This is a genomic window from Burkholderia sp. AU16482, from assembly GCF_002223285.1.
In the GTDB taxonomy this organism is placed as follows: Bacteria; Pseudomonadota; Gammaproteobacteria; order Burkholderiales; family Burkholderiaceae; genus Burkholderia; species Burkholderia semiarida.
Genome location: NZ_NKEY01000007.1, coordinates 14,076 through 37,592 on the forward strand (window position 1 = coordinate 14,076; position 23,517 = coordinate 37,592).

General features: G+C 68.0%; 22 protein-coding genes. 7 read left to right on the forward strand and 15 right to left on the reverse strand.

Going from position 1 to position 23,517, the window contains the following annotated elements; genetic code table 11:
- Window positions 1-188: 188 nt before the first annotated feature.
- Window positions 189-605, reverse strand: coding sequence for a type II toxin-antitoxin system HicB family antitoxin (locus tag CFB35_RS26975; RefSeq protein WP_081066415.1), 417 nt, complete (start codon window positions 603-605; stop codon window positions 189-191).
- 159 nt (window positions 606-764) lie between these two features.
- A complete protein-coding gene (locus CFB35_RS26980) occupies window positions 765-947 on the reverse strand; it encodes a type II toxin-antitoxin system HicA family toxin (RefSeq protein WP_081059224.1) in 183 nt (60 codons plus the stop codon).
- A 280-nt stretch (window positions 948-1,227) separates the two neighbouring features.
- On the opposite strand from CFB35_RS26980, the gene CFB35_RS26985 reads away from it, so the two are divergent.
- Complete coding sequence (locus CFB35_RS26985) at window positions 1,228-1,491, forward strand: hypothetical protein (RefSeq protein ID WP_006489463.1); 264 nt, start codon at window positions 1,228-1,230, stop codon at window positions 1,489-1,491.
- Window positions 1,492-1,575: 84 nt separating this feature from the next.
- Here the strand turns inward: CFB35_RS26985 and CFB35_RS26990 are convergent, their stop codons facing one another.
- The gene (locus tag CFB35_RS26990) at window positions 1,576-2,370 is read right to left on the reverse strand and encodes an AraC family transcriptional regulator (protein ID WP_059582127.1); all 795 of its coding nucleotides are present in this window, start codon (window positions 2,368-2,370) and stop codon (window positions 1,576-1,578) included.
- Between the two features lie 576 nt (window positions 2,371-2,946).
- Here CFB35_RS26990 and CFB35_RS27000 point away from each other — a divergent pair.
- Together CFB35_RS27000 and CFB35_RS27005 are read left to right on the forward strand one after the other, a co-directional pair.
- On the forward strand, window positions 2,947-4,125 hold the full coding sequence (locus tag CFB35_RS27000) for a branched-chain amino acid ABC transporter substrate-binding protein (RefSeq protein ID WP_059582124.1): 1,179 nt from the start codon (window positions 2,947-2,949) through the stop codon (window positions 4,123-4,125).
- A gap of 317 nt (window positions 4,126-4,442) precedes the next feature.
- Window positions 4,443-5,753, forward strand: coding sequence for an MFS transporter (locus tag CFB35_RS27005; RefSeq protein ID WP_059582122.1), 1,311 nt, complete (start codon window positions 4,443-4,445; stop codon window positions 5,751-5,753).
- 113 nt (window positions 5,754-5,866) lie between these two features.
- Here the strand turns inward: CFB35_RS27005 and CFB35_RS27010 are convergent, their stop codons facing one another.
- The 4 genes from CFB35_RS27010 to garD form a co-directional block, all read right to left on the reverse strand.
- A complete protein-coding gene (locus tag CFB35_RS27010) occupies window positions 5,867-6,304 on the reverse strand; it encodes a DoxX family protein (protein WP_059582218.1) in 438 nt (145 codons plus the stop codon).
- Window positions 6,305-6,492: 188 nt separating this feature from the next.
- Window positions 6,493-6,948 carry an RbsD/FucU family protein gene (locus CFB35_RS27015; RefSeq protein ID WP_059582119.1) on the reverse strand — a complete coding sequence of 152 codons (456 nt, stop codon included), beginning with the start codon at window positions 6,946-6,948 and terminating at the stop codon, window positions 6,493-6,495.
- 78 nt (window positions 6,949-7,026) lie between these two features.
- On the reverse strand, window positions 7,027-7,419 hold the full coding sequence (locus CFB35_RS27020; RefSeq protein ID WP_059582116.1) for a nuclear transport factor 2 family protein: 393 nt from the start codon (window positions 7,417-7,419) through the stop codon (window positions 7,027-7,029).
- A 181-nt stretch (window positions 7,420-7,600) separates the two neighbouring features.
- Window positions 7,601-9,154 carry a galactarate dehydratase gene (gene garD / locus CFB35_RS27025; RefSeq protein ID WP_089465815.1) on the reverse strand — a complete coding sequence of 518 codons (1,554 nt, stop codon included), beginning with the start codon at window positions 9,152-9,154 and terminating at the stop codon, window positions 7,601-7,603.
- Between the two features lie 228 nt (window positions 9,155-9,382).
- Between garD and kdgD the strand changes: the two genes are divergently transcribed.
- A complete protein-coding gene (gene kdgD / locus CFB35_RS27030) occupies window positions 9,383-10,297 on the forward strand; it encodes a 5-dehydro-4-deoxyglucarate dehydratase (RefSeq protein WP_059582111.1) in 915 nt (304 codons plus the stop codon).
- A gap of 114 nt (window positions 10,298-10,411) precedes the next feature.
- Here the strand turns inward: kdgD and CFB35_RS27035 are convergent, their stop codons facing one another.
- Window positions 10,412-10,966, reverse strand: a complete 555-nt coding sequence (locus CFB35_RS27035) for a hypothetical protein (RefSeq protein ID WP_089465816.1) — start codon at window positions 10,964-10,966, stop codon at window positions 10,412-10,414.
- Window positions 10,967-11,157: 191 nt separating this feature from the next.
- Window positions 11,158-12,735: an aldehyde dehydrogenase (NADP(+)) gene (locus CFB35_RS27040; protein ID WP_059582107.1), complete on the reverse strand. Its 1,578-nt coding sequence runs from the start codon at window positions 12,733-12,735 to the stop codon at window positions 11,158-11,160.
- A 248-nt stretch (window positions 12,736-12,983) separates the two neighbouring features.
- On the opposite strand from CFB35_RS27040, the gene CFB35_RS27045 reads away from it, so the two are divergent.
- Window positions 12,984-14,375 (forward strand): MFS transporter, encoded by a 1,392-nt coding sequence (locus CFB35_RS27045; RefSeq protein WP_059582106.1) that lies wholly within the window; start codon window positions 12,984-12,986, stop codon window positions 14,373-14,375.
- A 63-nt stretch (window positions 14,376-14,438) separates the two neighbouring features.
- On the opposite strand, the gene CFB35_RS27050 is transcribed toward CFB35_RS27045, so the two are convergent.
- Complete coding sequence (locus tag CFB35_RS27050; protein ID WP_059582102.1) at window positions 14,439-15,164, reverse strand: site-2 protease family protein; 726 nt, start codon at window positions 15,162-15,164, stop codon at window positions 14,439-14,441.
- Complete coding sequence (locus tag CFB35_RS27055) at window positions 15,161-16,114, reverse strand: DUF2167 domain-containing protein (protein ID WP_059582099.1); 954 nt, start codon at window positions 16,112-16,114, stop codon at window positions 15,161-15,163. Before CFB35_RS27055 ends, CFB35_RS27050 begins: the two co-directional genes overlap by 4 nt.
- A gap of 264 nt (window positions 16,115-16,378) precedes the next feature.
- Between CFB35_RS27055 and CFB35_RS27060 the strand changes: the two genes are divergently transcribed.
- Together CFB35_RS27060 and CFB35_RS27065 are read left to right on the forward strand one after the other, a co-directional pair.
- Window positions 16,379-17,227 (forward strand): helix-turn-helix domain-containing protein, encoded by an 849-nt coding sequence (locus CFB35_RS27060; protein ID WP_059582096.1) that lies wholly within the window; start codon window positions 16,379-16,381, stop codon window positions 17,225-17,227.
- Between the two features lie 531 nt (window positions 17,228-17,758).
- Window positions 17,759-19,486, forward strand: a complete 1,728-nt coding sequence (locus CFB35_RS27065) for a YadA family autotransporter adhesin (RefSeq protein WP_060011283.1) — start codon at window positions 17,759-17,761, stop codon at window positions 19,484-19,486.
- A gap of 87 nt (window positions 19,487-19,573) precedes the next feature.
- On the opposite strand, the gene CFB35_RS27070 is transcribed toward CFB35_RS27065, so the two are convergent.
- Genes CFB35_RS27070 through CFB35_RS27085 form a run of 4 tightly spaced genes read right to left on the reverse strand, consistent with a single transcriptional unit; the run spans window position 19,574 to window position 23,506 of the window.
- Window positions 19,574-20,785 (reverse strand): acyl-CoA dehydrogenase family protein, encoded by a 1,212-nt coding sequence (locus tag CFB35_RS27070; RefSeq protein WP_059582091.1) that lies wholly within the window; start codon window positions 20,783-20,785, stop codon window positions 19,574-19,576.
- Window positions 20,782-21,621: a hypothetical protein gene (locus CFB35_RS27075; protein ID WP_059582089.1), complete on the reverse strand. Its 840-nt coding sequence runs from the start codon at window positions 21,619-21,621 to the stop codon at window positions 20,782-20,784. The genes CFB35_RS27070 and CFB35_RS27075 overlap by 4 nt, the downstream gene beginning before the upstream one ends.
- Before the next feature lie 51 nt (window positions 21,622-21,672).
- A complete protein-coding gene (locus tag CFB35_RS27080; RefSeq protein ID WP_027781522.1) occupies window positions 21,673-22,329 on the reverse strand; it encodes a methionine ABC transporter permease in 657 nt (218 codons plus the stop codon).
- The gene (locus CFB35_RS27085) at window positions 22,322-23,506 is read right to left on the reverse strand and encodes a methionine ABC transporter ATP-binding protein (protein ID WP_059582087.1); all 1,185 of its coding nucleotides are present in this window, start codon (window positions 23,504-23,506) and stop codon (window positions 22,322-22,324) included. The genes CFB35_RS27080 and CFB35_RS27085 overlap by 8 nt, the downstream gene beginning before the upstream one ends.
- Window positions 23,507-23,517 lie beyond the last annotated feature (11 nt).

The window sequence follows — 23,517 nt, forward strand, 5'->3', positions numbered from 1 at the left end:
CGAATCGGGTATCGTGGGCATCGACAGTGGAGGTGGTCCGCGGTTGAAGCAAGGAGGCACGTCCCGCGCGCACCATCGTGGCGAACGAGACGGGCGCGGATCAGCCCGCGCGGCTCACCGCGATCGGCCCGGGGACACTCATAAAAAAGCCCGCATCTCTGCGGGCTTGTAAGATTAACGGCGCATCTTCATGCAGGTTTTGCATGCTCTTCATGTAAGGCCTCCAACGCCGCACGCGCCAGGAAACCACTCCTGGTTTCGTGACGGGATGCCACATACGCGTCAATCTTATGAAGTACAAATCTTGGCAAACTTACGTTAATACGCTCAGGCTTCGAGTCAAGCTGAGATAAGTCAACGCTCACGAAACCCCACACAGCCCCTGCGTAGTCCGGGTTGCTTGCCAAATTTTCGATGGTCGAGCAATTAAAGGCGACGTCCTCGCCCAGCTCGATTAAGGTCTCGACATGAGAGACGATTGCTTCTTTTGTGTTCCTGATTGCATCATCGATGGTCTCGCCCCAGGAATGAACGCCCGGTATATCCGGAACAATCACTCCGTAGACGGTCCCATCGTCCTTATGGATTGCGATGGGAAATTCCATGTTTGCCATTCCTTTGTTGTCCTGCTTCCGTGGTAGCACTAGCTTCTCTTATGTACCGCTTATTGACATTCGTCTTATGTGAAGCGACCTTGGTTGCATCAATTTTAAAAGTACTGCTTCCTTCCCCTGCATCCTGTTGGGTCGGTAAAAAACCGCCGGTCACTTCAGACCAGCGGTTTTCAGGATGCTCTTTGTTGTCCCCATTGGCAGGTCCTTGTTCGGGTGTGGAACCGTCGCAAGCCCCGGCTTCGTGGGGTGTTTGAAGTGGTGGTGGCTGCCTTTCGTTCTTACCAAAAACCAGCCGTCCTCTTCCAGCATCCGGATAAGCTCTGTTGAACTCATGGCTCCTCCGCTGTGCTTGTGTGTAATTATACACACGGACAAGGAGGGCACAAGTATTTTTGTGTAGTTGTGTGTATAGCGACAGGCCGTCGCGTGGGCGGGGTGTTCAAGGCGCGGAAACGCCGGGAGGCGGCCTCTGAGGATGACCCTGAGTTACATCCCGTAACCCGTACCGCAGTGCAGCATCGCGCTGCCTGCCCCGATTTTAAGAATCGCTTAAGTCTTCGACGGCACCATCCGCAGCCAGTACCCGATGGTTATCTCGAAAAGGAGGAAAGCGATGAGCGCCGTAGAAGCACCCGCGGGCCGCCCGGCCGCGCCCCCTGCAAAGAAGACGATGCTGCGCCGCCTGCTCAGTCATCATGAAATCGCGACGCTGCTCGTGCTGCTGCACGCACCGATCGGCGCGAACGCCAAACCCGAATTGCCCGCGCTGCAGGAAGCCGGCCTCGTCGAAATGGTCAAGCTCGACCCCGATACGGCCCCGAGCTTCCGCTTGACCGAAGACGGCACGGCCGTCCTGAAAGGGCTCGGCTACCGCTGAGCCGCCGGCTTCAGCCTCTCCCGCTTCCCCGCCTTACCGCCTCACCCGATCCCCGCGACGCGCCGGCCACGCCGGCGACTGGCGTCACCCCGCCCGCTCCTGCAGCATCAACCGGTATTCCGTCGGCGTCACGCCGACCGTCGCCTTGAACTGGCGCGTGAACGCGCTGTGATCCGTGTAGCCGCATAGCGCGGCGACGTCGGTCACCTTGTCGTGCGTGACGAGCAGCGCGGTGGCCGCGTCGAGCCGCGTCTTCAGCAGCACCTGGCGCGGCGTCAGATGGAACACCTTGTGGAAGTAGCGTTCGAGCTGCGCGACCGACATCCCGGCCATCTGCGCGAGCTGCTTCAGGTTCAGCGGCTGCACGTAATGATCCTGGATGTGCTGGACCACGTCGGCGAGCCGGCTGTACGCCGGGTGCGATCCCTCGTGCGCCTTCAGGTCGCGCGAGATGCCCGCGAGGCCGACCACCCGGCCCGCGGCATCGCGCAGCGGCTCCTTGCAGGTCAGGCACCAGCCCGGCTGACGGCCCGGATACAGGTGCAGCTCGAGCTGATCCATCAACTGCTGGCCGGCGTTGATCGTCGCCATGTCCTGCTCGAAATAGCTGCGGCCGAAGCGGCGCGGAAACACCTCGTCGGCCGTCTTGCCGAGCAGGTCGCGCTTGTCCTTGTAGCCGCAGCGCATCGCCAGCGTGCGGTTGACGAGCGCGTAGCGGCCGCTCGCATCCTTCACGAAGAACGCGACGTCCGGCAGCGCATCGAACACCGGTTCGAGCAGACGGAAATGCGCGAGCATCGCGCCGAAATCGGCGTTGTCGGGCGGGTCGCGCAACGTGTCGGACAGGCTCATGGGCGGTACGGCAGGCAAGGTCGTCATCCCGGCAACCGCGAAGCGAGTGGCAGATGGCGTCGATTATAGGAGCGCCCCTTCGATCGCGTTGCATCGAACGCGGGGCGGGCAAGACGGTGGCCGGCGGCATCGCGCGCCCCGACAGGCTCCATCGGAGGGGCAATGCTGGTTGCGCACGCAACCAATGCGCCCGGCGTGCGGGCCGGCGACCGTTCCGCCTTCGCCGCAGCCGGCGCAGCGCATCGACACGCCGGCGCCACGCACCGGATCCGTCATCCTAAAAATGCCGGCGACCCGCGTCTTGGCGGGTTTGCGCATTCGCCATGACGATTTCGGCATATATCAGGGTAATCGACGATATGCCGATATCGTCGCCGGCCACGCATCGAACGCGCAAGACGCCCGTATTTTCGTTACCTAGACTTCGCTTCACGGTCACGAGACGACCTCCCGCCGCTGCCGCAATCGGCATGCACGCTCGCCGCATCCACGGTCGCGCACGCCGATTCCGGCACAGCCTGCGCAGCAGGCGGCACGCCTGCATGGCCTGCGCATCGGCTTGCGGACCGAACCGTCTCGCCCGGTTTACCGGCGCCGGCCCGCATGCCGGCGGCGGCCCAACCACGCCATCAAGGGGAAGTGAAAGTGAAGCTGAAGGTATCGCACGTCGCGCTGGCCGCTGCCTGCGCACTGTCGGGCGCGCACGCCGTCGCCGCCGACGTCGTCAAGATCGGTTTCGCCGCGCCGCTGACCGGCCCGCAGTCGAATTACGGCACGGACATGCAGAAGGGCGTGCAACTCGCGATCGCCGATTTCAACGCGACGCATCCGACGATCGGCGGCAAGCCCGTCACGTTCCAGCTCGACTCGCAGGATGATCAGGCCGACCCGCGCACCGGCACGACCGTCGCGCAGCGGCTGATCGACGGCAACGTCCGCGGGATCATCGGCCACTTCAACTCCGGCACGAGCATTCCCGCGTCCGACCTGTACGATCGCGCGGGGCTGCCGCAGATCTCGATGGCGACGTCGCCGCAATACACGGCGCGCGGCTACAAGACGACCTACCGGCTGCTGACGAGCGACGCGCAGGCCGGCCGCATCGTCGGCACGTACGCGGTGAAGACGCTGCGCTTCAAGCGCATCGCGATCATCGACGACCGCACGGCCTACGGCCAGGGCATCGCCGACGAATTCGCGAAGGCCGTGGAAGCGGCGGGCGGCACGATCGTCAAGCGCGACTTCACGAACGACAAGGCGCTCGATTTCTCGGCGATCCTGACCAACCTGAAGGGCGTGAATCCGGACGCGGTGTTCTACGGCGGCGGCGACGCGCAATCGTCGCCGATGATCCGCAAGATGCGCCAGCTCGGGATGAAGTCGGCGTTCGTGACAGGCGAGATGTCGCGTTCGCCGACGTTCCTGAAGGTCGGCGGCGACGCGGCCGAAGGCGCGATCGTCTACATGGGCGGGCTGCCGAAGGAAAAGATGCCGGGCTTCTCCGGCTACGCGGCACGCTACAAGGCGCGGTTCAACGAAGACGTGATCACGTACTCGCCGTACTCGTACGACGGCACGATCGCGCTGCTCACCGCGATGAGGGACGCGAATTCGACCGATCCGAAGGTGTACACGCCGTATCTCGGCAAGGTGTCGATCAAGGGCGTGTCGGCACCCAGCATCGCGTACGACGCGAAGGGCGACCTGAAGGATGCGCCGGTGACGATCTACAAGGTCGAGCGCGGCGCGTTCAAGCCGGTCGATACGATCGCCGGCAACTGACCAGCGAGGCCCTGCCCCGCGCGGCGCGCCAGCGGCTCACCGGCCGCCCGCGCCGCGCGCGCTTCGGCGGCATGGTCCGAAGCCGTTCCCGGCGCGCGCCCGCGCGCAGGCATTTCGCGCTCCTGTAGAATCCCCCCACCCGCTTTGACGCTTCGTCCGCGCCGCGCCCCATCCTGGTGCGGCGGCACGTGTTTCGCGCCTCACCCGGCACGCGGCACGCCTCGACGACGCAAGCCGCGCCTTGCCAGTCCATGCCGAAAAGCGGGCCCTGGAGACGCAGCACCGACAACTACATTCGAAAACCGATCGTCCTGACCATGCAAGCTTCCGAATTGAGCGGCGTGCCTCGCGCCGCCGAACGCGCGCTCACGCGCAGCGACTACAAGACCCTTGGCCTTGCCGCACTCGGCGGCGCCCTCGAGTTCTACGACTTCATCATCTTCGTGTTCTTCGCGCCGGCGATAGGACAACTCTTCTTCCCGCACGACATTCCCGACTGGCTGCGCCAGTTGCAGACGTTCGGCATCTTCGCGGCCGGCTATCTCGCGCGCCCGCTCGGCGGCGTGATCATGGCGCACTTCGGCGACCTGTTCGGCCGCAAGCGGATGTTTACGCTGAGCGTGCTGATGATGTCGGTGCCGACGCTGCTGATGGGCCTGCTGCCGACCTACGACACGATCGGCATCCTCGCGCCGGTGTTGCTGCTGCTGTTCCGCGTGCTGCAAGGCGCGGCGGTGGGCGGCGAAGTGCCGGGCGCGTGGGTGTTCGTGTCCGAGCACGTGCCGTCGCGCCATATCGGCTATGCATGCGGCACGCTGACCGCGGGCCTCACGGCCGGCATCCTGCTCGGCTCGCTCGTCGCGGCCGGCATCAACAGCCGCTACTCCGCGGCGGAAGTCGGCGCGTTCGCGTGGCGGATCCCGTTCCTGCTCGGCGGCGTGTTCGGGCTGTTCTCCGTGTACCTGCGCCGCTGGCTGCACGAAACGCCGGTGTTCGCCGAGATGAAGGCGAAGAAGGCGCTCGCGGCCGAGATTCCGCTGAAGGCGGTGCTGCGCGACCACGGCCGCGCGGTGATCGTGTCGATGCTGCTCACGTGGATGCTGTCGGCCGCGATCGTCGTCGTGATCCTGATGACGCCCGCGCTGCTGCAAAAGCAGTTCCACCTGTCGCCCGCGACGACGCTGTTCGCGAACAGCGTCGCGACGCTGTGCCTGACGGCCGGCTGCATCACCGCCGGCTCGCTCGCGGGCTGGATCGGCGCGAAGCGCGTGCTCGCGATCGGCGGCATCGGGCTGGCCGCGTGCTATTACCTGCTGTTCGCGCAGGTCGCGGCCGATGCGTCGACGCTGCCGCTCTACTACGGGATCGCGGGCTTCATGGTCGGCACGATCGGCGCGGTGCCGTTCGTGATGGTCAAGAGCTTCCCGGCCGTCGTGCGCTTCTCGGGCATCTCGTTCTCGTACAACGTCGCGTATGCGATCTTCGGCGGCCTCACGCCGGTGATCGTGTCGCTGATGATGAAGTCGAATCCGCTCGCACCGGTCGTGTACGTCGCGGCGATCTGCGTGCTCGGCGCGATCGCGGTGCAATTCTCGAAGGATGCGAAGGACGTGAAGGACGCACGCTGAACGTCGGCGCGCACGCGCCGGCCGGATGAACGAAGGGCCGAATCCCGCGGCGTGCGGGATTCGGCCCTTTTGATTTGCGTCGGCGCAGCGGCGACGGCGCAGGCCTGCTCAGTTCAACGCAGCACGCCGTACGACGAACTCGGCCGACGCAGCGCGTCGATGCTCGCGCCGCCAGCGCCGGTGACGAACAGCAGCAGGAAACCGCCCGCGATCGCGACGTTCTTCCAGAAGTGAATCACCATGTCGTGCTGGACGGCGGCGCTCGTCGCATCCCAGAAATTGTGCCCGACCATCGCGGTCGCGATCGTGTAGACCGCCATCAGCAACGCGAGCGGCCGTACCTTGTAGCCGACGATCAGCAGCAGGCCGCCCAGCCCCTCGATCGCGACGACGATCGGCGCGACGACCTGTTGATAAGGCACGTTCATCCCGTGCAGATACGCGACGAAGTCGCTGTAGCCAAGCAGCTTCATGATGCCGCCCCACAAGAACAACGCCGCCAGCGCCAGGCGCGCGAAAAAAATGACGCCGGAATCGACGGTACGCGTCATGCCTTTCTCCTCGTATGCAATTCGGCCGCCCGCCCCGGGCGCGCCCGTGCGGTTCGGCGCCGCGCGGCCCGGCAGGGCGCGCGGCAAATGGGCCAGCATAGAGGGTCTTTTCGCGGTGTCCAAGACCTTGTAGCAAATCTTTACAACGCGGCGACCGCGCCGGCAGCCCGGCGCGCTGAAAAACGCGTTTAGCCCGCGTCGCTCAACAACACGCCTTTCTTGAAGATGAAGCAGCCGTAGCCGCGCGTTTCGCCGGTGACGATCACCGCGTACGCCTGCTGCGCGCGCTCGTAGAACGCGAAACGTTCGACGCCGGCAAGCGGCACCGCGCGCCCTTCCGCGCGGTCGATCTCGGCCTGCACTTCGCGCTGCACGGGCGGCACCGCGGCCGCGTCGCCGACGACTTCCATCCGCCATGCGGGCGTGTCGACGAACGTATCGAGCGGCAGCACCGACAGCACGGCGCGCACGACGCGCGCCGAATCGGCGCCGTCGATGCGCAGCGCGCGGCCGACCACCGTGTGCTCCGCGACGGATTCCGCCGGAAAATTCGCATCGCAGATCGCGATTTCGTCACCGTGGCCCATCGCGCGCAGCGTGTGCAGGATGTCGGCGTGCAGCAGCGGGTCGAGATTCTTCAGCATGTCGGTTGTCTCCGGGATCAGGAACGAATCGCATAACGTTACCCGATCCCGGCGGCCGCTGCGCATGTGCCGTTCGCGTCACGCCGCCGCGGCCGGCATTTCGTCGATGAAACCCGTGACCGAAGCGAGGCGGCCCGATGCGTCGACGGTGCCGAAGTCCGAACCCTTCACGATCGCCGCGCCGTCGGGCGACACGAGCGCCCACGAGAACCGCAGGTGCTGGCCGAACGCGTCGACGTCGGTCGTGCGGCGGAAGCGGTACGCGGGGAAGCGTTGCTGCACGGCGGCGATCATCGTGTCGATGCCCGCGTGGCCGTCGCCCGCCATCAGCGGATCGCGATAGGCCGCGTCGCTCGCATACGTCGCGTCGATCAGCGCACGACGGCGTGCGCCGTCGGGTTCGTTCCACGCGGCGAAGTAGCGGTCGATCAGGTCGGCGTGCACGGACGATGCGGATTGAGCGGTGTTCATGGCGAGGCTCCTTGTGTCGGTGGACGATATCGCGAACGTTTCGTGTCCGCGTGCCGCCATCGTCGCCGGTCTCGCGCGGGCGGTCGATTACGCAAGAGGTAAGGAAATCGCGCGTGCGCCATCCCGAAAGAAAACGGGCGCACGAAGGCGCCCGCATCGCGTACCGTCGCCGCCGCGCGCGTCAGGTCACCGGCGCCGGATTGAACAGCGTCAGCGCATTCGCGAGCTTCCATTGCTCGGCCCACGTGCGGCGCTTGCCGCTCGCGACGTCGAGCATCAGCCGGAACAGTTCCCAGCCCATGTCCTCGATCGTCGCCGTGCCGGTCGCGATCCGCCCCGCATCGAGATCCATCAGGTCGTGCCAGCGGCGCGCGAGATCGCTGCGCGTTGCCACCTTGATCACCGGCACCTGCGCGAGGCCGTACGGCGTGCCGCGGCCGGTCGTGAAGATGTGCAGGTTCATCCCCGCCGCGAGCTGCAGCGTGCCGCAGATGAAGTCGCTCGCGGGCGTCGCCGCATACAGCAGCCCCTTCTGCCGTGCACGATCGCCGGGGCGCACGACGCCGGCGATCGGCGCGCTGCCCGACTTCACGATCGATCCCATCGCCTTCTCGACGATGTTCGACAGGCCGCCCTTCTTGTTGCCCGGCGTCGTGTTCGCGCTGCGGTCGACACGGCCGCGCGCCAGATAGCGGTCGTACCAGTCCATCTCGCGAATGATCTCGCGGGCGACCGTCTCGTTCGCCGCGCGCGACGTGAGCTGCGCGACGCCGTCGCGCACTTCGGTCACTTCAGAGAACATGATCGTCGCGCCCGCGCGCACGAGCAGGTCGGCCGCGAAGCCGACGGCCGGGTTCGCGGTGAGCCCCGAGAACGCGTCGCTGCCGCCGCACTGCACGCCGACGACGAGATCCGACGCGGGGCAGGTCTCGCGGCGGCGGCGGTTGAGCCGCTCGAGATGCGATTCGGCCATCTTCATGATCGAGTCGATCATCGAGTTGAAGCCGACGTGCGCGGCGTCCTGCAGGCAGACGACGCCGCCGTTGTCGCTCGCGCCGTCGGCGGCCACCGGAATCGCGCCCGGCGGCAGCAGGCGCTCGGGCTGCAGCTTCTCGCAGCCGAGGCTCACCGTCATCACCTCGCCGCCGAAGTTCGGGTTCAGGCTGATGTTGCGCAGCGTACGGATCGGGATGTCGGCGTCGGGCGCATCGATCGCGACGCCGCAGCCGTACGTATGCTCGAGCCCGACCACGTCGTCGACGTTCGGGTAGCGCGGCAGCAGTTCGTCCTTGATCCGCTTCACCGCGTGCTCGACGACGCCCGACACGCACTGCACGGTCGTCGTGATCGCGAGGATGTTGCGCGTGCCGACCGAGCCGTCGGCATTGCGGAAACCCTCGAACGTATAGCCGTCGAGCGGCTCGAGCGGCGGCGCGGCGCGCGTGGCGAGCGGCAGGTCGTCGAGCCCCGGCGGCTCGGGCATGCGCATCGTGCGCTCGTTGACCCAGCTGCCGCGCCGCAGGTCGGCCAGCGCATAGCCGATCACCACGTTGTAGCGAATGACCGGGTCGCCGGCCGCGAGGTCGACGAGCGCGACCTTGTGCCCCTGCGGCACGCCTTCGCGCAGCGTCAGCCCGTCGGCGAACGTCGCGCCTTCGGGCAAACCGCCGTCGTTGACGACGATCGCGACGTTGTCGTCCGCATGCACGCGGATGTAGAGAGGGGAAGCAGTCATCGGAATTCCTGGAAGCAGTCTACGATATCGTTAGTCATCATATGACATTCAACCGCATTCCACGATGCTGCGTAAACCCTTATCCGGAAAGACCCTACTCTTTGCCAGTCAGCAAACCGCTTGCGCCGCGCTTTCTTGCGTTGTACGATGACATACAACGACATCGCCACTTCGGCTCGTATGCCGTTCCCGACGAACCAGCACTCGCGCTAGACGGACGACCCAACCATGACTTCACCGCAAGAACTCAAACAGATCATCTCCCACGGCCTGCTGTCGTTTCCGCTGACGGATTTCGACGCCGACGGCAGCTTCCGTCCGTCCACCTATGCCGAGCGCCTGGAATGGCTGGCGCCGTATGGCGCGAGCGCGCTGTTCGCGGCCGGCGGCACCGGCGAATTCTTCTCGCTCACGCAGCGCGAGTACTCGGACGTGATCCGCGTCGCGACGGAAACCTGCAAGGGCAAGGTGCCGATCCTCGCCGGTGCGGGCGGCGCGACGCGCGTCGCGATCGAATATGCGCAGGAAGCCGAGCGCCTCGGCGCGAGCGGCGTGCTGCTGATGCCGCACTACCTGACCGAAGCCAGCCAGGAAGGGATCGCCGAGCACGTCGAGCAGGTCTGCCGCGCGCTGAAGATCGGCGTGGTGGTGTACAACCGCGCGAATTCGAAGCTGAATGCGGACATGCTCGAGCGCCTCGCCGACCGTTGCCCGAACCTGATCGGCTTCAAGGACGGCGTCGGCGAAATCGAGAGCATGGTCACCATCCGCCGCCGCCTCGGCGATCGTTTCGCGTACCTCGGCGGCCTGCCGACGGCCGAAGTCTATGCGGCCGCGTACAAGGCGCTCGGCGTGCCGGTGTACTCGTCGGCGGTGTTCAACTTCATCCCGAAGACGGCGATGGCTTTCTACGAAGCGATCGCGAAGGACGACCACGAAACGGTCGGCCGCCTGATCGACGAGTTCTTCCTGCCGTACCTGAAGATCCGCAATCGCCGCGCAGGCTACGCGGTCAGCATCGTGAAGGCCGGCGCGAAGCTCGTCGGCCACGACGCGGGCCCGGTGCGCGCACCGCTCGTCGACCTGACCGACGAAGAGGCGGCCGAGCTCGACGTGCTGATCAAGAAGATGGGCCCGCAGTAAGCAGGGTTCGCCGGCGGCGCGGGCCCTTCATCGGCACGGCGCCGGCTCCCGCGCTGATCCGTATCCGTATCACGCGATGGCCGCGCGGCTCGACGAGCCGGCGCGGCCATTCCATTACATCTGCGCGATCGCGCCGATGATCCGCTGGCGCACGCCGGCGAGCGTGCGCTGCGTCTCGTCGATCCCCTTGCGCGCGGCAACCGGCCGGCCGCGCCCCGGCGACTCGGCGCCCACGATCTGTTCCAGCACGTCGCGGTCGACGACCGCATCGAAGAATCGCCCGACCGTGAACATCGCGTACTGCTTCGCGGTCGCGAGATGCGTGTTGGCCTGCGTGAGCGCGTCGGCGCGCTGCGCGCCGTTCGGCCCGTCGATGCTGCGGCGGTGCTTCAGCGCGAACACCACCGCCTCCATGTCGTACCTGAAACGCTCGACGGCCCTGCCGAAGATCAACGAATGCGGATCGGAGCCCGCGACGGGCCGCCCCTGGTTGATCGTCACGTCGAATTCGCTGCCGCCCAGTTCGCGCTGCAGCGCGAACAGCGCGTCGGCCAGCACGCGCCCTTCGCTGTATTCGCCGATCTGGGTACGGACCGATTTCGCGACGTCGCCGATCGCTTTCCACAACCCGGCCGCGAACAGGTGGTCGCCACGCTTGCTGATATTCATCGGATGGTTCCTCGTTGGTCTTGTGATCTCTCAGGCTCGCCCGCGGGCCGGACGGCCCGGGGCTTCGCTACTGTAGGAGAATTGCCGGCGACAGGAAAGCCACCCCGAAAAAAAGCGGAGACGGCCACCGGCCGCCTCCGCTTTCGTCCATCCGGCAAGCAGCCCGGCGTTCCCGCCGGACCGCCGCCACGTCACTCGGCCTTGCCGTCCCGCAGCCGCGGAATCGCGAGCGGATTGCCTTCCTGCAGCGCTTCGGGCAGCAGGTCGTCCGGGAAATCCTGATAGCACACGGGCCGCAGGAAACGCTCGATCGCGGTCGCGCCGACCGACGTGACGGCCGGGTTCGACGTCGCGGGGAACGGCCCGCCGTGCACCATCGCGTCGCACACCTCGACGCCGGTCGGGTAGCCGTTGACCAGCAGGCGCCCGGCCTTGCGTTCGAGGATCGGCAGCAGCCGGCGCGCGAGCGGCTTGTCGTCGGCGTCGACTTGCAGCGTGGCCGTCAACTGGCCTTCGAGCGCGTCGAGCACGCGCGCGACTTCGTCGAGATCGCGGCAGCGCACGATCAGCGACGCCGGCCCGAACACTTCGTGGCCGAACGCCGGCTCGGCCAGGAACGCCTGCGCGCCGACTTCGTACAGCGCGCCGCCGGCCTGGCAGTGACTCTGCGCGGCCTCGCCCGCGCCGATTTCGCGCACGCCCGGCAGTTCGGCCAGCTTGCCGCGCCCGTTGCGGTACGCATCGGCGATGCCCGGCGTGAGCATCACGCCGGCCGGCTTCTTCGCGAGCGCCTGCGCGGCGGCCGTCTCGAAGCGGTCGAGATCGGGGCCATCGATCGCGAGCACGAGGCCCGGATTGGTGCAGAACTGGCCGACGCCGAGCGTCAGCGAATCGACGAAGCCCGTCGCGATCGCGTCGCCGCGCGCGGCCAGCGCGGCCGGGAACAGCACGACGGGGTTGATGCTGCTCATTTCCGCATAGACCGGAATCGGCTGCGGACGCGCGTTCGCAAGCTGCACGAGCGCCATCCCGCCCTGCCGCGAACCGGTGAAACCGACGGCCTGGATCGCCGGATGGCTGACCAGCGCCGCGCCGGTCACGCGGCCGGGGCCGATCAGCAGCGAGAACACGCCGGCCGGCATGCCGGTTTTCTCGACGGCGGCGCGGATCGCGCGGCCGACCAGCTCGGACGTGCCGAGATGCGCTTCATGGGCTTTCACGATCACCGGGCAGCCGGCCGCGAGCGCCGACGCAGTATCGCCACCGGCCACCGAGAACGCGAGCGGGAAGTTGCTCGCGCCGAACACGGCGACGGGCCCCAGCGCGACCTTCTGCAGGCGCAGGTCGGAGCGCGGCAGCGGCGTGCGCGCGGGCTGCGCGGGGTCGATCGACGCGGCAAGGAAGCGCCCGTCGCGCACGACGCGTGCGAACAGCCGAAGCTGGCCGACGGTGCGGCCGCGCTCGCCCTGCAGCCGCGCGACGGGCAGCCCCGTTTCGGCGTGCGCGCGCTCGATCAGCGCGTCGCCGAGCGCGACGATTTCATCGGCGATCGCTTCGAGAAACGCCGCGCGGGCCGCGAGCGGCTGCGTGCGGTACGCACCGAACGCGTCGCGTGCGAGCTCGCACGCGCGGTCGACGTCGGCCTGCGTCGCGACGCCGAACGCCGGGGCCTCGATCGGCGCGCCCTTCGTCGGATCGAACGCGTGCAAGGTGCCGGCCGAGCCGGCCACCGCTTCGGCGCCGATCAGCATCTCTCCTGTCAGTTGCATGGGGTGTGCTCCGTGGTTCGGGAATGGATAGCGCATTGTAGCGCAACAGATACGATGTCTGCCGACATCATGCCATCATTCGCGCCGCCTGCGAAGGCGCCGACGATACACTCCGCCGGCCTTGTCCGGCCAGCGAATCACGACTTTCCCACATTGTGACGAGGCCTTCAGAGGGAAAACCCGAGGTTTCTGAATTCGGCCATCGTCAATAAACTTTCGGCCATGTCATACGACGACGTACATTTAAAGTGAACAATCAGACCTCCCCTCGCGATCTTCCGCTCGATCTCGCGCGCACCGCGCGCCGGACCGCCGTGCGCTACTGGATCCTGGCGATGCTGTTCGTCGTCACGACGCTCAACTATGCGGACCGCGCGACGCTGTCGATCACCGGCACGCCGATCCGCAAGGCGTTCGGCATCGACCCGGTGACGATGGGCTACATCTTTTCGGCGTTCAGTTGGGCGTACGTGCTCGCGCAACTGCCGAGCGGCTGGCTGCTCGACCGCTTCGGCGCGCGGCGCGTGTATGCGGCGAGCATCTTCCTGTGGTCGGCGTTCACGCTGCTGCAGAGCACGATCGGCCTCGGCGGCAGCGCCGCGTTCGCGGTCGCCGCGCTGTTCGCGATGCGCTTCGCGGTCGGCATCGCGGAGGCCCCCGCGTTTCCGGCGAACGCGAAGGTCGTCGCGAGCTGGTTCCCGACCGCCGAGCGCGGCACCGCGTCGGCGATCTTCAACGCCGCGCAGTACTTCGCGGCCGTGGTGTTCTCGCCGCTGATGGCCTGGCTCACGCATGCGTACGGCTGGCACCAGGTGTACCTGTGGCTCGGCGTAGCCGGCATCGCGCTCGCGTTCCTGTGGCTGCGCGTCGTGAAGGACCCGGCCGACCATCCGGCCGTGAACCGCGCGGAACTCGACCATATCGAGCAGGGCGGCGGGCTCGTGCGGTCGAGCGGCCAGCCCGCCGGCGCGCGCGGCGGCGGCGGCGCTTCCGAAGGCAGCCGCGTGGCGGGCTGGTACTACGTGCGCCAGTTGCTGTCGAACCGGATGCTGATCGGCGTGTACCTCGGCCAGTACTGCGTGAACGTGCTCACGTACTTCTTCCTCACGTGGTTCCCGATCTACCTCGTGCAGGCGCGCGGGATGTCGCTGCTGAAGGCCGGCTTCATGACGTCGCTGCCGGCGATCTGCGGGTTCCTCGGCGGCGTGCTCGGCGGGATGCTGTCGGATGCGCTGATCCGCCGCGGCGTCTCGCTGACGCTCGCGCGCAAGATCCCGATCGTCGGCGGGATGGCGCTGTCGATGGCGATCATCGGCTGCAACTACGTCGACAGCGAAGCGCTGGTGATCACGCTGATGGCCGTGTCGTTCTTCGGCAAGGGGATCGGCTCGCTCGGCTGGGCCGTCGTCGCGGATACCGCGCCGAAGGAAGCGATCGGCCTGTCGGGCAGCCTCTTCAACATGTTCGGCAACACGGCGGGCATCGTCGCGCCGATCGCGATCGGCTATCTCGTCGGCGCGAGCGGCTCGTTCAACGGCGCACTCGTGTTCGTCGGGCTGAACGCGCTCGTCACCGTGTTCAGCTATCTCGTGATCGTGAAGGACATCAAGCGCGTCGAACTGCGTCATCGCGACGCGTGAGGCTCGACCTCGGGAAAGAGGCGGCCGCGTAACAGCGGCCGCCGTTTTTGCATCGGATCGACGTCAGGTCGACGCGTGCACGGCGCGCAGCATGTCGTGCACGCCGGACGTCATCAGCGCGAGGAACGCGACCAGGCCGACGTAGCAGAGCGCGTAGGTCGTCTTCGTCTCGATCGACGTCGCGTAGTACACGCGGTTCTCCGGCGCGTCGGGATCGTAGCGCCACGCGCGCCTCAGCTGAGGCAGCGCGAGGATCGCCATCACGATCAGCAGCGGGCTCGGCCGATACGCGAACAGCGCGATCAGTACCGGTACGCCCGCGAACCAGATGCGCGGCGACAGCACCGCGGTGATCCGCCCGCCGTCGAACGGCGACAGCGGAATCATGTTGAACAGATTGAGGAAGAAACCCGTGTACGACAGCGCGAGCAGCAGGTTGCTGTCGGTGTGGCGCGCGGCCGCGTAGCACGCCAGCGCGCCGAGCGTGCCGACGAACGGCCCGGCAAGGCCGACGTACGCTTCCGTTTCCGCGTCGTGCGGCATCGCCTTCAACTCGATCCACGCGCCGACGAACGGGATGAAGGTCGGCAGCCCGACGTCGAGCCCGCGCCGCTGCGCGGCGACGTAGTGGCCGGCTTCGTGCACCAGCAGCAACGCGACGAAACCGGCCGCGAAGCGCCAGCCGTAGAACAGCGCATAGACCGCGACCGACGCGAGCATCGTGCCGGCCGATACGAGCACCTTGCCGAGCTTCAGGCCGCCGAAGATCAGCAGCAGCAGCTTCGTCATTCCTTGCGCTCCGTGGCGGCCGCGTCGGATGCGTCGGCGACGGCCGGCATCGCGGCCGCCTTCGGCTTGCGCCCGAAGAAACGCTTGAGCGCCGCGCCGCCGGCCAGCAGCGCGACCGCGCCGACCTTGAAGAACTTCACCGCGAACGCGCCGATCAGCGCGAGCAGCCCGAGCTTCTTCGCGCCGACGCCGACGATCAGCGCCGCGAGCCCGTACTCGGCGACGTGGTCGGTCGACTGGTTGAAGTCGGCGTAACGCTTGCCGTCGTTGAAGCGGATGTTCGACAGCAGCGCGTCGGCCGATGCCTTGTACTTCGGCAGGTCGGCGAGCGTCGACGCCATCGTCAGCGACAGGTAGCCGTCGCGGCCGAGCACGAGCGTCCGGTAGTTCACGCCGTCGGTCCCCGCATTCGGCGCCGCGCCCTTGTCGCGGATGATCGCGGACCACACGAGCCGGTGCGTGGCCGCGTCGTACGCGGGCGCCTTCGCCCAGCCGACCACCTCGGTTTCGGGCAGGCCGCGCGCCTTGCGCGCCGGGTTGTTTTCCTCGGTGCCGGCCTGCAGGCTTTTCAGCAGCTCGTCGGGCTTCCAGTCCTTCGCGTCGTCGTCGCGGATGTAGCCGCTCGGCTCGAACGACACGACCGAGATCCAGTCGGCGTCCGGATCGTCGGGCAGCACGAGGCCGACCAGCTTCGATTCGTCGATCGCGTTGCCCATCGAGCGCAGGTAGCGGCCGGCTTCGGCGGCCGGCACGAACGACTCGCCGGCCTTCAGCTTCAGCACGGCTTCGTGTTTCACGTCGATGTCGGTCGGCCCCTTCACGACCGCTTCGTTGGCGGCCGCGGCGGCGGCCCTCATTTCGACCTGCGCGGCTTCGGTCTGCGCGTGGCCGCTGGTCGCGGCGAGGGCGAGCGTCGCCACGCAGGCGAGCCGGACGGCAAGTTTTTTCATTGTTGGATTCCCCTGGAATGCCTTGTTGTCGATGTGCGCGGCGTCCGGCCCTGGCATCGTGGCCGCGGGTCCGGCGCCGCCTCTCAGGTGGCACGGGGGCTATGGTAACGCAGCGGCGCGGCGCGCCAGGGAGCGAAATGCGGGGCGGGAGGGAGGCCACGGTGACAGCCGGCGGAATCGACTCAAGCGGCGAAGCACGCCGGCCTGAAATGCTTACCTGCCGGGTAATGCCCGACGCGCGCAGGATTGCCTATCATCTCCACCATGAACTCGACCGCCGCCCTCCATTCGCTTCCCCCGTCCGCCGGCCGCGTATCCGGCATCGGCCCGCTGCTGCGCACGTGGCGTCAACGCAGGCGCTTGAGCCAGATGGCGCTCGCGCTGGAGGCGGACGTATCCGCTCGACACCTGAGCTTCGTCGAATCGGGCCGCGCGCAGCCGAGCCGCGAGATGGTGCTGCACCTCGCGGAGCGCCTCGACGTGCCGCTGCGCGAACGCAATGCGCTGCTCGTCGCGGCCGGCTATGCACCGCTGTTTCGCGAGCGGCCGTTCTCCGATCCGCAGCTCGATGCCGCGCGCCATGCGGTCGAAGCCGTGCTGCGCGGCCACGAGCCCTACCCCGCGCTTGCGGTGGATCGCCACTGGACGCTGCTCGCCGCGAACCGGATGCTCGGCGCGCTGGTCGCGCAGGCCGATCCGGCGCTGCTGCAGCCGCCCGTGAATGTGTTGCGGCTGAGCCTGCATCCCGACGGTCTCGCCTCGCGGATCGTCAACTGGCACGAATGGCGCGCGCATATCCTGCATCGGCTGCAGCGGCAGATCGACGCAAGCGGCGACCGCACGCTGCATGCGCTGCGCGACGAGCTCGCCGCGTATCCGGCGCCGGCCGGCCAGCCCGACGATTCGCACGCACGCACCGATTTCGCGGATATCGCCGTGCCGCTGCGGCTACGCACGGCGAACGGCGAGCTGACCTTCTTCAGCACGACGACGGTATTCGGCACGCCGGTCGACGTGACGCTGTCGGAACTCGCGATCGAGGCGTTCTTTCCGGCGAACCCGGAAACGGTGGACGCGATGCGGGCGCTGGCGGACGCGTTGCCGGCGCAGTGACGCGCCGACAACGCAGCGCGTCGCACGGATCCCGTCTTCATGTGGACCACCGGCAAGCGCAGGCCGGTGCCGCCGCCGGCGCGAGCACATGCATCAGGCAGCGTCGCCGCCTCCTGTTCCTCGCCAGCGCGCGCGTGATCGTCGGCAGCCCGGCTGCCCGGCGCCGGTGATCGCTCACTGCCTCATCACGCCCCCACTCGACGAATGTCTGCCGAAGCATAGCGTTCAGCCGCCGCGGCAAACATGCGCACGACTCGAATCCATCAAAATGCGTCGTCGCGATCCGGACTTCGGATTCGCGAAGTTTTGACACAGCCGTGACGGAAACAAGCAAGTCGCCGTAATCCGCGCCCGGCTCCCGTCGCGTCGAGACCGACGAAGGTTAAATTTCGTTAGTAGACCTTTCATTTTTACAGATCGAAAAATCGATATCCGTTACGAAAGAGACACGAACGAATCGATGCAACCGGGATGGCGGGCGGGGGCCATGCAAGCCACAACACGATTTTTACATCGAGCTCAGGAAAACGAATGAACACGCATCATCAAGGGTTGGGAAATTCCGTACAACGCGCACCGCGCACATCGAAGGTCGCGCTGGCCGTCACGGTCAGCGCAGCCGTGGCCGCATTCGCCGCTTCCGCGCCCGCGCGAGCCGACTATGTGCAGAACGGCACGTCGACCGAAACGTCCGCGGGCTGCGTCGGCAACATCGCCATTTCGGGCAGCAGCACGTATCCGGCCGCGGCAACCGGCTGCGACAACATCGCGATCGGCACGGCGGCCGTCGCGAATTCGGGCTCGTCGACCGGCGCCTATAGCGAGACCGTCGCGATCGGCCGCATGGCGGCCGCGACCGGTACGTTCGCGACGGCCGTCGGCGGAAACGCCGTGGCGACCGGCGACCAGGCGACGGCGATCGGAACGGCTTCGAGCGCAGTTGGCGGCCAGGCAACGGCGGTCGGTAACGGCGCGATCGCGAACGGCGGCACGGCATCCGCCTTCGGCCAGGGCGCATTCGCAGTCGATCAGTCGATAGCCGTCGGGCAAGACGCGAGTGCCACCGCGACGTTCTCGACGGCCGTGGGCAAGGGCAGCATTGCCGCAGGCGGTACGGCTCTCGGCTTCCAGGCCAATGCCGGCGCGGCCGATGCGGTCGCGCTCGGTGTCGACAGCTCGGCATCCGCGACCGGCAGCGTCGCCATTGCCCGTGCGACGGCCTCCGCCGTGAACGCGGTCGCCATCGGCGAAGGGGCGAACGCCGCCGACGCGAACTCCGTCGCGCTGGGCGCGAACGCGACCACGCGCGCCTATACGACCGTCAATAGCGTGGCGCTCAACGGCGTGACCTACAGCGGCTTCGCGGGCACGCCGGTCGGTGTGGTCAGCGTCGGCAGCGCGGGTGCCGAGCGTCAGATCGTCAACGTCGCGGCTGGCGCCATCAGCGCGACCAGCACCGATGCGGTGAACGGCTCGCAGCTCTTCTCGATCGCCAATCAGGTGTCGACGCTGACGGCGGACCTGGCCAATCTCACGACGACCGTCGGCAAGATCTCGTCGAGCGTCCCGGGCGGCACGGTGACGAACTCGACCGACACCGCGATCGGCACGAATACGTCAGTCACCGCGACGAACGGCACCGCGGTCGGCAACGGCTCGAACGTCTCGGGCGACAACGGTACGGCTGTCGGCGTCAACGCCACGGTCACCGCAACGAACGGAACGGCCATTGGCACGAATTCGAAAGTCACGGCAGCGAACGGAACGGCGATCGGCACGGGCTCGAACGTGTCCGGCACGGATTCGACCGCGATCGGCACGAACAGCCGGGCCACCGCGAACAACGCGGTGGCGCTGGGCGCGAATTCGGTTGCCGATCGGGACAACACGGTGTCGATCGGCTCGCCCGGGGCCGAGCGCCAGTTGACCAACGTGGCGGACGGCACCGCACCGACGGACGGCGTGAACGTGCGCCAGTTGAACGGTGCGATCAACTCCGTGCGCGAGGAAATGTCGAAGTACCGCAAGGACGCGAATGCGGGCACGGCGAGCGCGATCGCCATGGCGAACCTGCCGCAAGCCGTGCTGCCGGGCGAGAAGGTCGTCGCGCTCGGCGGCGGCACGTACGGCGGTCAAAGCGCGATGGCGGTCGGCTTGTCCGTCGCGACGGCGAAATGGCTCGTCAAGGGCTCGGTCACGACGGCGGTGTCGGGGCACGGCTCGTTCGGCGCGGGGGCGGGCGTCGGCTACCGCTGGTAATCGGCTTGCGACAACGACGCGTCAGGGCGCTGCTCCTGACGCCGGACGGCCCGCCATCGGCGCCACGGCGCAGAGGGCGGGCCGCCATCACGTATAGAGCGACGCCTGCGGCAATTCCGCGGTCAGCGCGAACCGGCCCACATCGCGCAGCCGGTAGTCGAGCGGATCGTGCAGCGTATGCGTGCGCGCGTTCCGCCAGAAGCGGTCGAGGCCCAGCGACGCGGCCGTCGCGCGCGCGCCGCACGCGTCGAACAGCGCCTCGCCGTTGTCGAGCGCCGCGCGCTGCGCGACGATCTTCGCTTCGGATACCGCGAGCGCGACTTCGGCGCGTTCGTCGGTTGTCAGCTCATCCTGCCGCGCCCACGCGTGCTGCAACGCGACGGCCGCGCGATCGGCCAGCGCCGCCGCGGCGATCGCACGCACACGCATGTCGCCGAAGCGTTGCAGCGTGTACGGATCGTCTTCGGCCCGCTCGACGTCCGAATGAACCCACGGGCGGCCATGCTGCCGCACGTAGTCGCGCGCCTCGGCCAGCGCGCCTTCCGCCAGGCCGACGAACAGGTTCGTCAGCACGAGCTGCGACACCAGCGTGCGCAGCGTCGCGCGCGGCGTCGGCGGCGCTTCCGAGCGATGCAGCACTTCGTCCGCCGCGAGCGTCACGCCGTCGAAGCGCACGCTGCCGCTGTCGGTCTGGCGCTGGCCGACCGGATCCCAGTCGTCGTTGACCGTGATTCCGGCCCGATCGGTCGGCACCACGCCGAACACGGTGCGGCCGATGGCCGGATCGTGCGCGGACACCGTCATCCGATGCGAGCCGCGCGTGCCGGAACAGAAGCCCTTCACGCCGTCGAGCCGGTAGCCGCCGTCGGGCGTCGCCGTGGCCACGAGCCGCGTGTCGAGCGGATTGACCGCGTTGCCCCACCACCAGCGCCCGTCCACCGTGCCGCGCAGGTAGCGCTCGCGCTGCGCGGCGTTGCCCCATACGTCGACGCTCACCACCTGCAGGCACTGAAAGCCGACGAGATGCGCGAGCGCGCTGTCGACCCGCGCGACCTGCCGGATCACGTCGTAGATCGCCGGCCACGCCGCTTCCTGTCCGCCGAACGCGCGCGGCACCGCGAGCGTCAGCAGGCCCGCGTCGGCGAGCCACTGCTTCTCCCGCGCGGCATGACCGCCCGCGCGGTCGCGCTCGGCGGCGCTCACGCGCAGCGCGTCGATCGCGCGGGCCAGCGCAGCGCGGTCGACGGCCGGTGTATCGGTATCCGGCGCCAGCGTCGCCGGGCCGCGTGGATCGTTCATGCGACAGCTTCCTGTTCAACGGTTTCGCCCGACAGCGGTACGAGCGCGCCGAGCCGGCGGCCGGTCAGCCGCGACAGGATCTCGCGCCGCCAGTCGTCGTAGATGGCACGATATTCGGCGATATCCGCGCCGAATACCAGTGCGGTATGCGCGTACTCGTCATGCAGATAGCCGTCGAGCCGCGCCTGGGTTTCCTCGTCGGCCGCGATCACGCGATCGATCAGCGCGTCGCGCTCGGCGGGCGCAAGCGCGTGCAGCGTGTCGAACCACCACTGGACGATCCGCACGCGATGCCATTCCTCGTCCGGCCGGATCCGGTTCTCGCCGTGCTCGCGCATCGCGCTGTCGCCGATACGCCCCGTCTTGCGCTGGATCCACAGCTTCGCGAGGATGTGCAGCTCGTAATGCCATTCGAACGCGAGAAAGCCCGCGACGTCGCGCACCGCGATGTCGCCGATGCGCGCCCAGTGCGCGGCGACGAGCCGGTCGACTTCCGGCAGCGGATCGCGCCCGGTGAGTTCGGTTACGCGCTCGCGGCCGATCACCGCGTGCGCGCCGTCGTCGCCGAGCTGGCGCGACAAAATCAGCTGGAAATGCGGATCGTCGCAGAACAGCGTGTCGATCGCCTTCGCGACGACCTGCACGATGAAGAGATCGTGCGACGCCATCTTCGTGTAGTACTCGGCGACGGCGGCCCGTTCGTCGTCGCGCGGCTCGCGCGGCGGCGTCGCGAGTTTGTCGGGGAAGTCCGGACGATGGCGTCGCGCCACCTCCAGAAACAGTGCTTCCTCGAATTGTCCGTTCCATTCGCGCGGCGCGCCGATGGGCAAGGTCATGTTTTTTCTCTCAGGATCAGGAATGAAACGAGCGGACGCTCGTGGCGTCGCTCAGGTACGCCGGGTCACGCGTCGGACCAGGCGGTCGCCCGTGATTTGCACGGCCGAGACGAGCGCGATCAGGATCACGATCACGGTCGCCATGACGGTGGTGTCGAAACGTTGATAGCCATAGCGGATCGCGAGATCGCCGAGGCCGCCCGCGCCGACGGCGCCCGCCATCGCGGTCGAGCCGATCAGCGCGACGACGGTGATCGTGAAGCCGCCGAGCATGCCGGGCAGCGCCTCCGGCAGCAGCACGTGCCAAACGATGTGGCGGCGCTTCGCACCCATCGCGAGCGCGGCCTCGATCAGCCCGCGATCGACTTCGCGCAGGCTCACTTCGGCGATTCGCGCGAAGAACGGGATCGCGGCGATCGACAGCGGCACGACGGCCGCCCACACGCCGATCGTCGTGCCGATCAGCACGCGCGTGAACGGCAGCAGCGCGACCAGCAGGATGATGAACGGCGTCGAGCGGAACACGTTGACGAGCGCGCCGAGCACCGCGTTCACGCCGCGCCGCGCGTAGATGCCGCCGGGCGCGGTGGTCACGAGGATCACCGCGAGCGGGATGCCGATCAGCGCAGCGATCGCGGCCGACGCGGCGACCATCGACAGCGTGTCGCGAATCGCGTCGAGCAGTTCGGGCCACCAGAGCTCAAACATAGCCGAGCACCTCCGCATGATTCGCATGACGGCGCGCGCGCTCGAGCAGCGCGGCGACCGCCGCGCCGTGCGCCGCCGACGCGCCGGCGTCATCCGCACGCGGCGTCGCGGCGATCACGAGCCGCCCCTGCGCGTGCCCCTGGATGCTTTCGATGCCGCCGTGCAGGAACCGCACGGAGCCGCCGAGCGCCGCCGCGAGCGCGCCGACGTCCGGCTCGCCGCCGCTCTCGCCCGTATAGCGGACGTCCAGCACGATCCGGGCGCCGTCGGGCAGCGCGGATTGTTCGGGCAGCGGCCGCACGCGCGCGGCCAGTTCGGCCGGCAGGTCATGCTGCAGCGTGCTCAGCAGCGCGCGCGTCGCGCCGTGGCGCGGATCGCCGAACACGCGCCACACTGGGCCCGTTTCGACGACTTCGCCCTGTTCGATCACCGCGACCGTGTCGCACACCGCGCGGATCACTTCCATCTCGTGCGTGATCAGCACGATCGTCAGACCGAGGCGGCGGTTGATGTCGGCGAGCAGCGCGAGGATCGATTGCGTGGTTTCCGGATCGAGCGCCGACGTCGCTTCGTCGCACAGCAGCACCTCGGGATCGTGCACGAGCGCCCGCGCGATGCCGACGCGCTGCTTCTGCCCGCCCGACAGGCTCGCCGGATACGCGTCGCGCTTCGCGGCGAGCCCGACGAGATCGAGCAGCGCGTCGACCTTGCGCACGCGCTCGGCCTTCGGCACGCCGGCGATCTTCAGCGGCAGCGCGACGTTCTCGAATACCGTCTTCGCGGACAGCAGGTTGAAATGCTGGAACACCATGCCGGTGCGGCGCCGCAACGCGACGAGGCCGTCCTCGTCGAGCGCGCCGACGTCGACGCCCTGCACGCGCACGCGGCCCGAGCTCGGCCGTTCGAGGCCGTTCAGGAGCCGCAGCAGCGTCGACTTGCCGGCGCCGCTGCGGCCGATGATCCCGAACACCTCGCCGCGCCGTACGTCGAGCGTCACGTCGCGCAGCGCGGCCGCCTGGCCGCGCGGCGTCGCGAATACCTTGCCGACCTGCTCCAGCGACACGGCCGCGCCGTCGGCCGGCGTCACGGCTTCGTCATGCGCTGCCGCACCGGCGCCCGCCCCGGCCCGCACGGCCGACGCCTCGATGAAACCCAGCGTATCGAACAATTGCGTCATCGCTTCGCTCC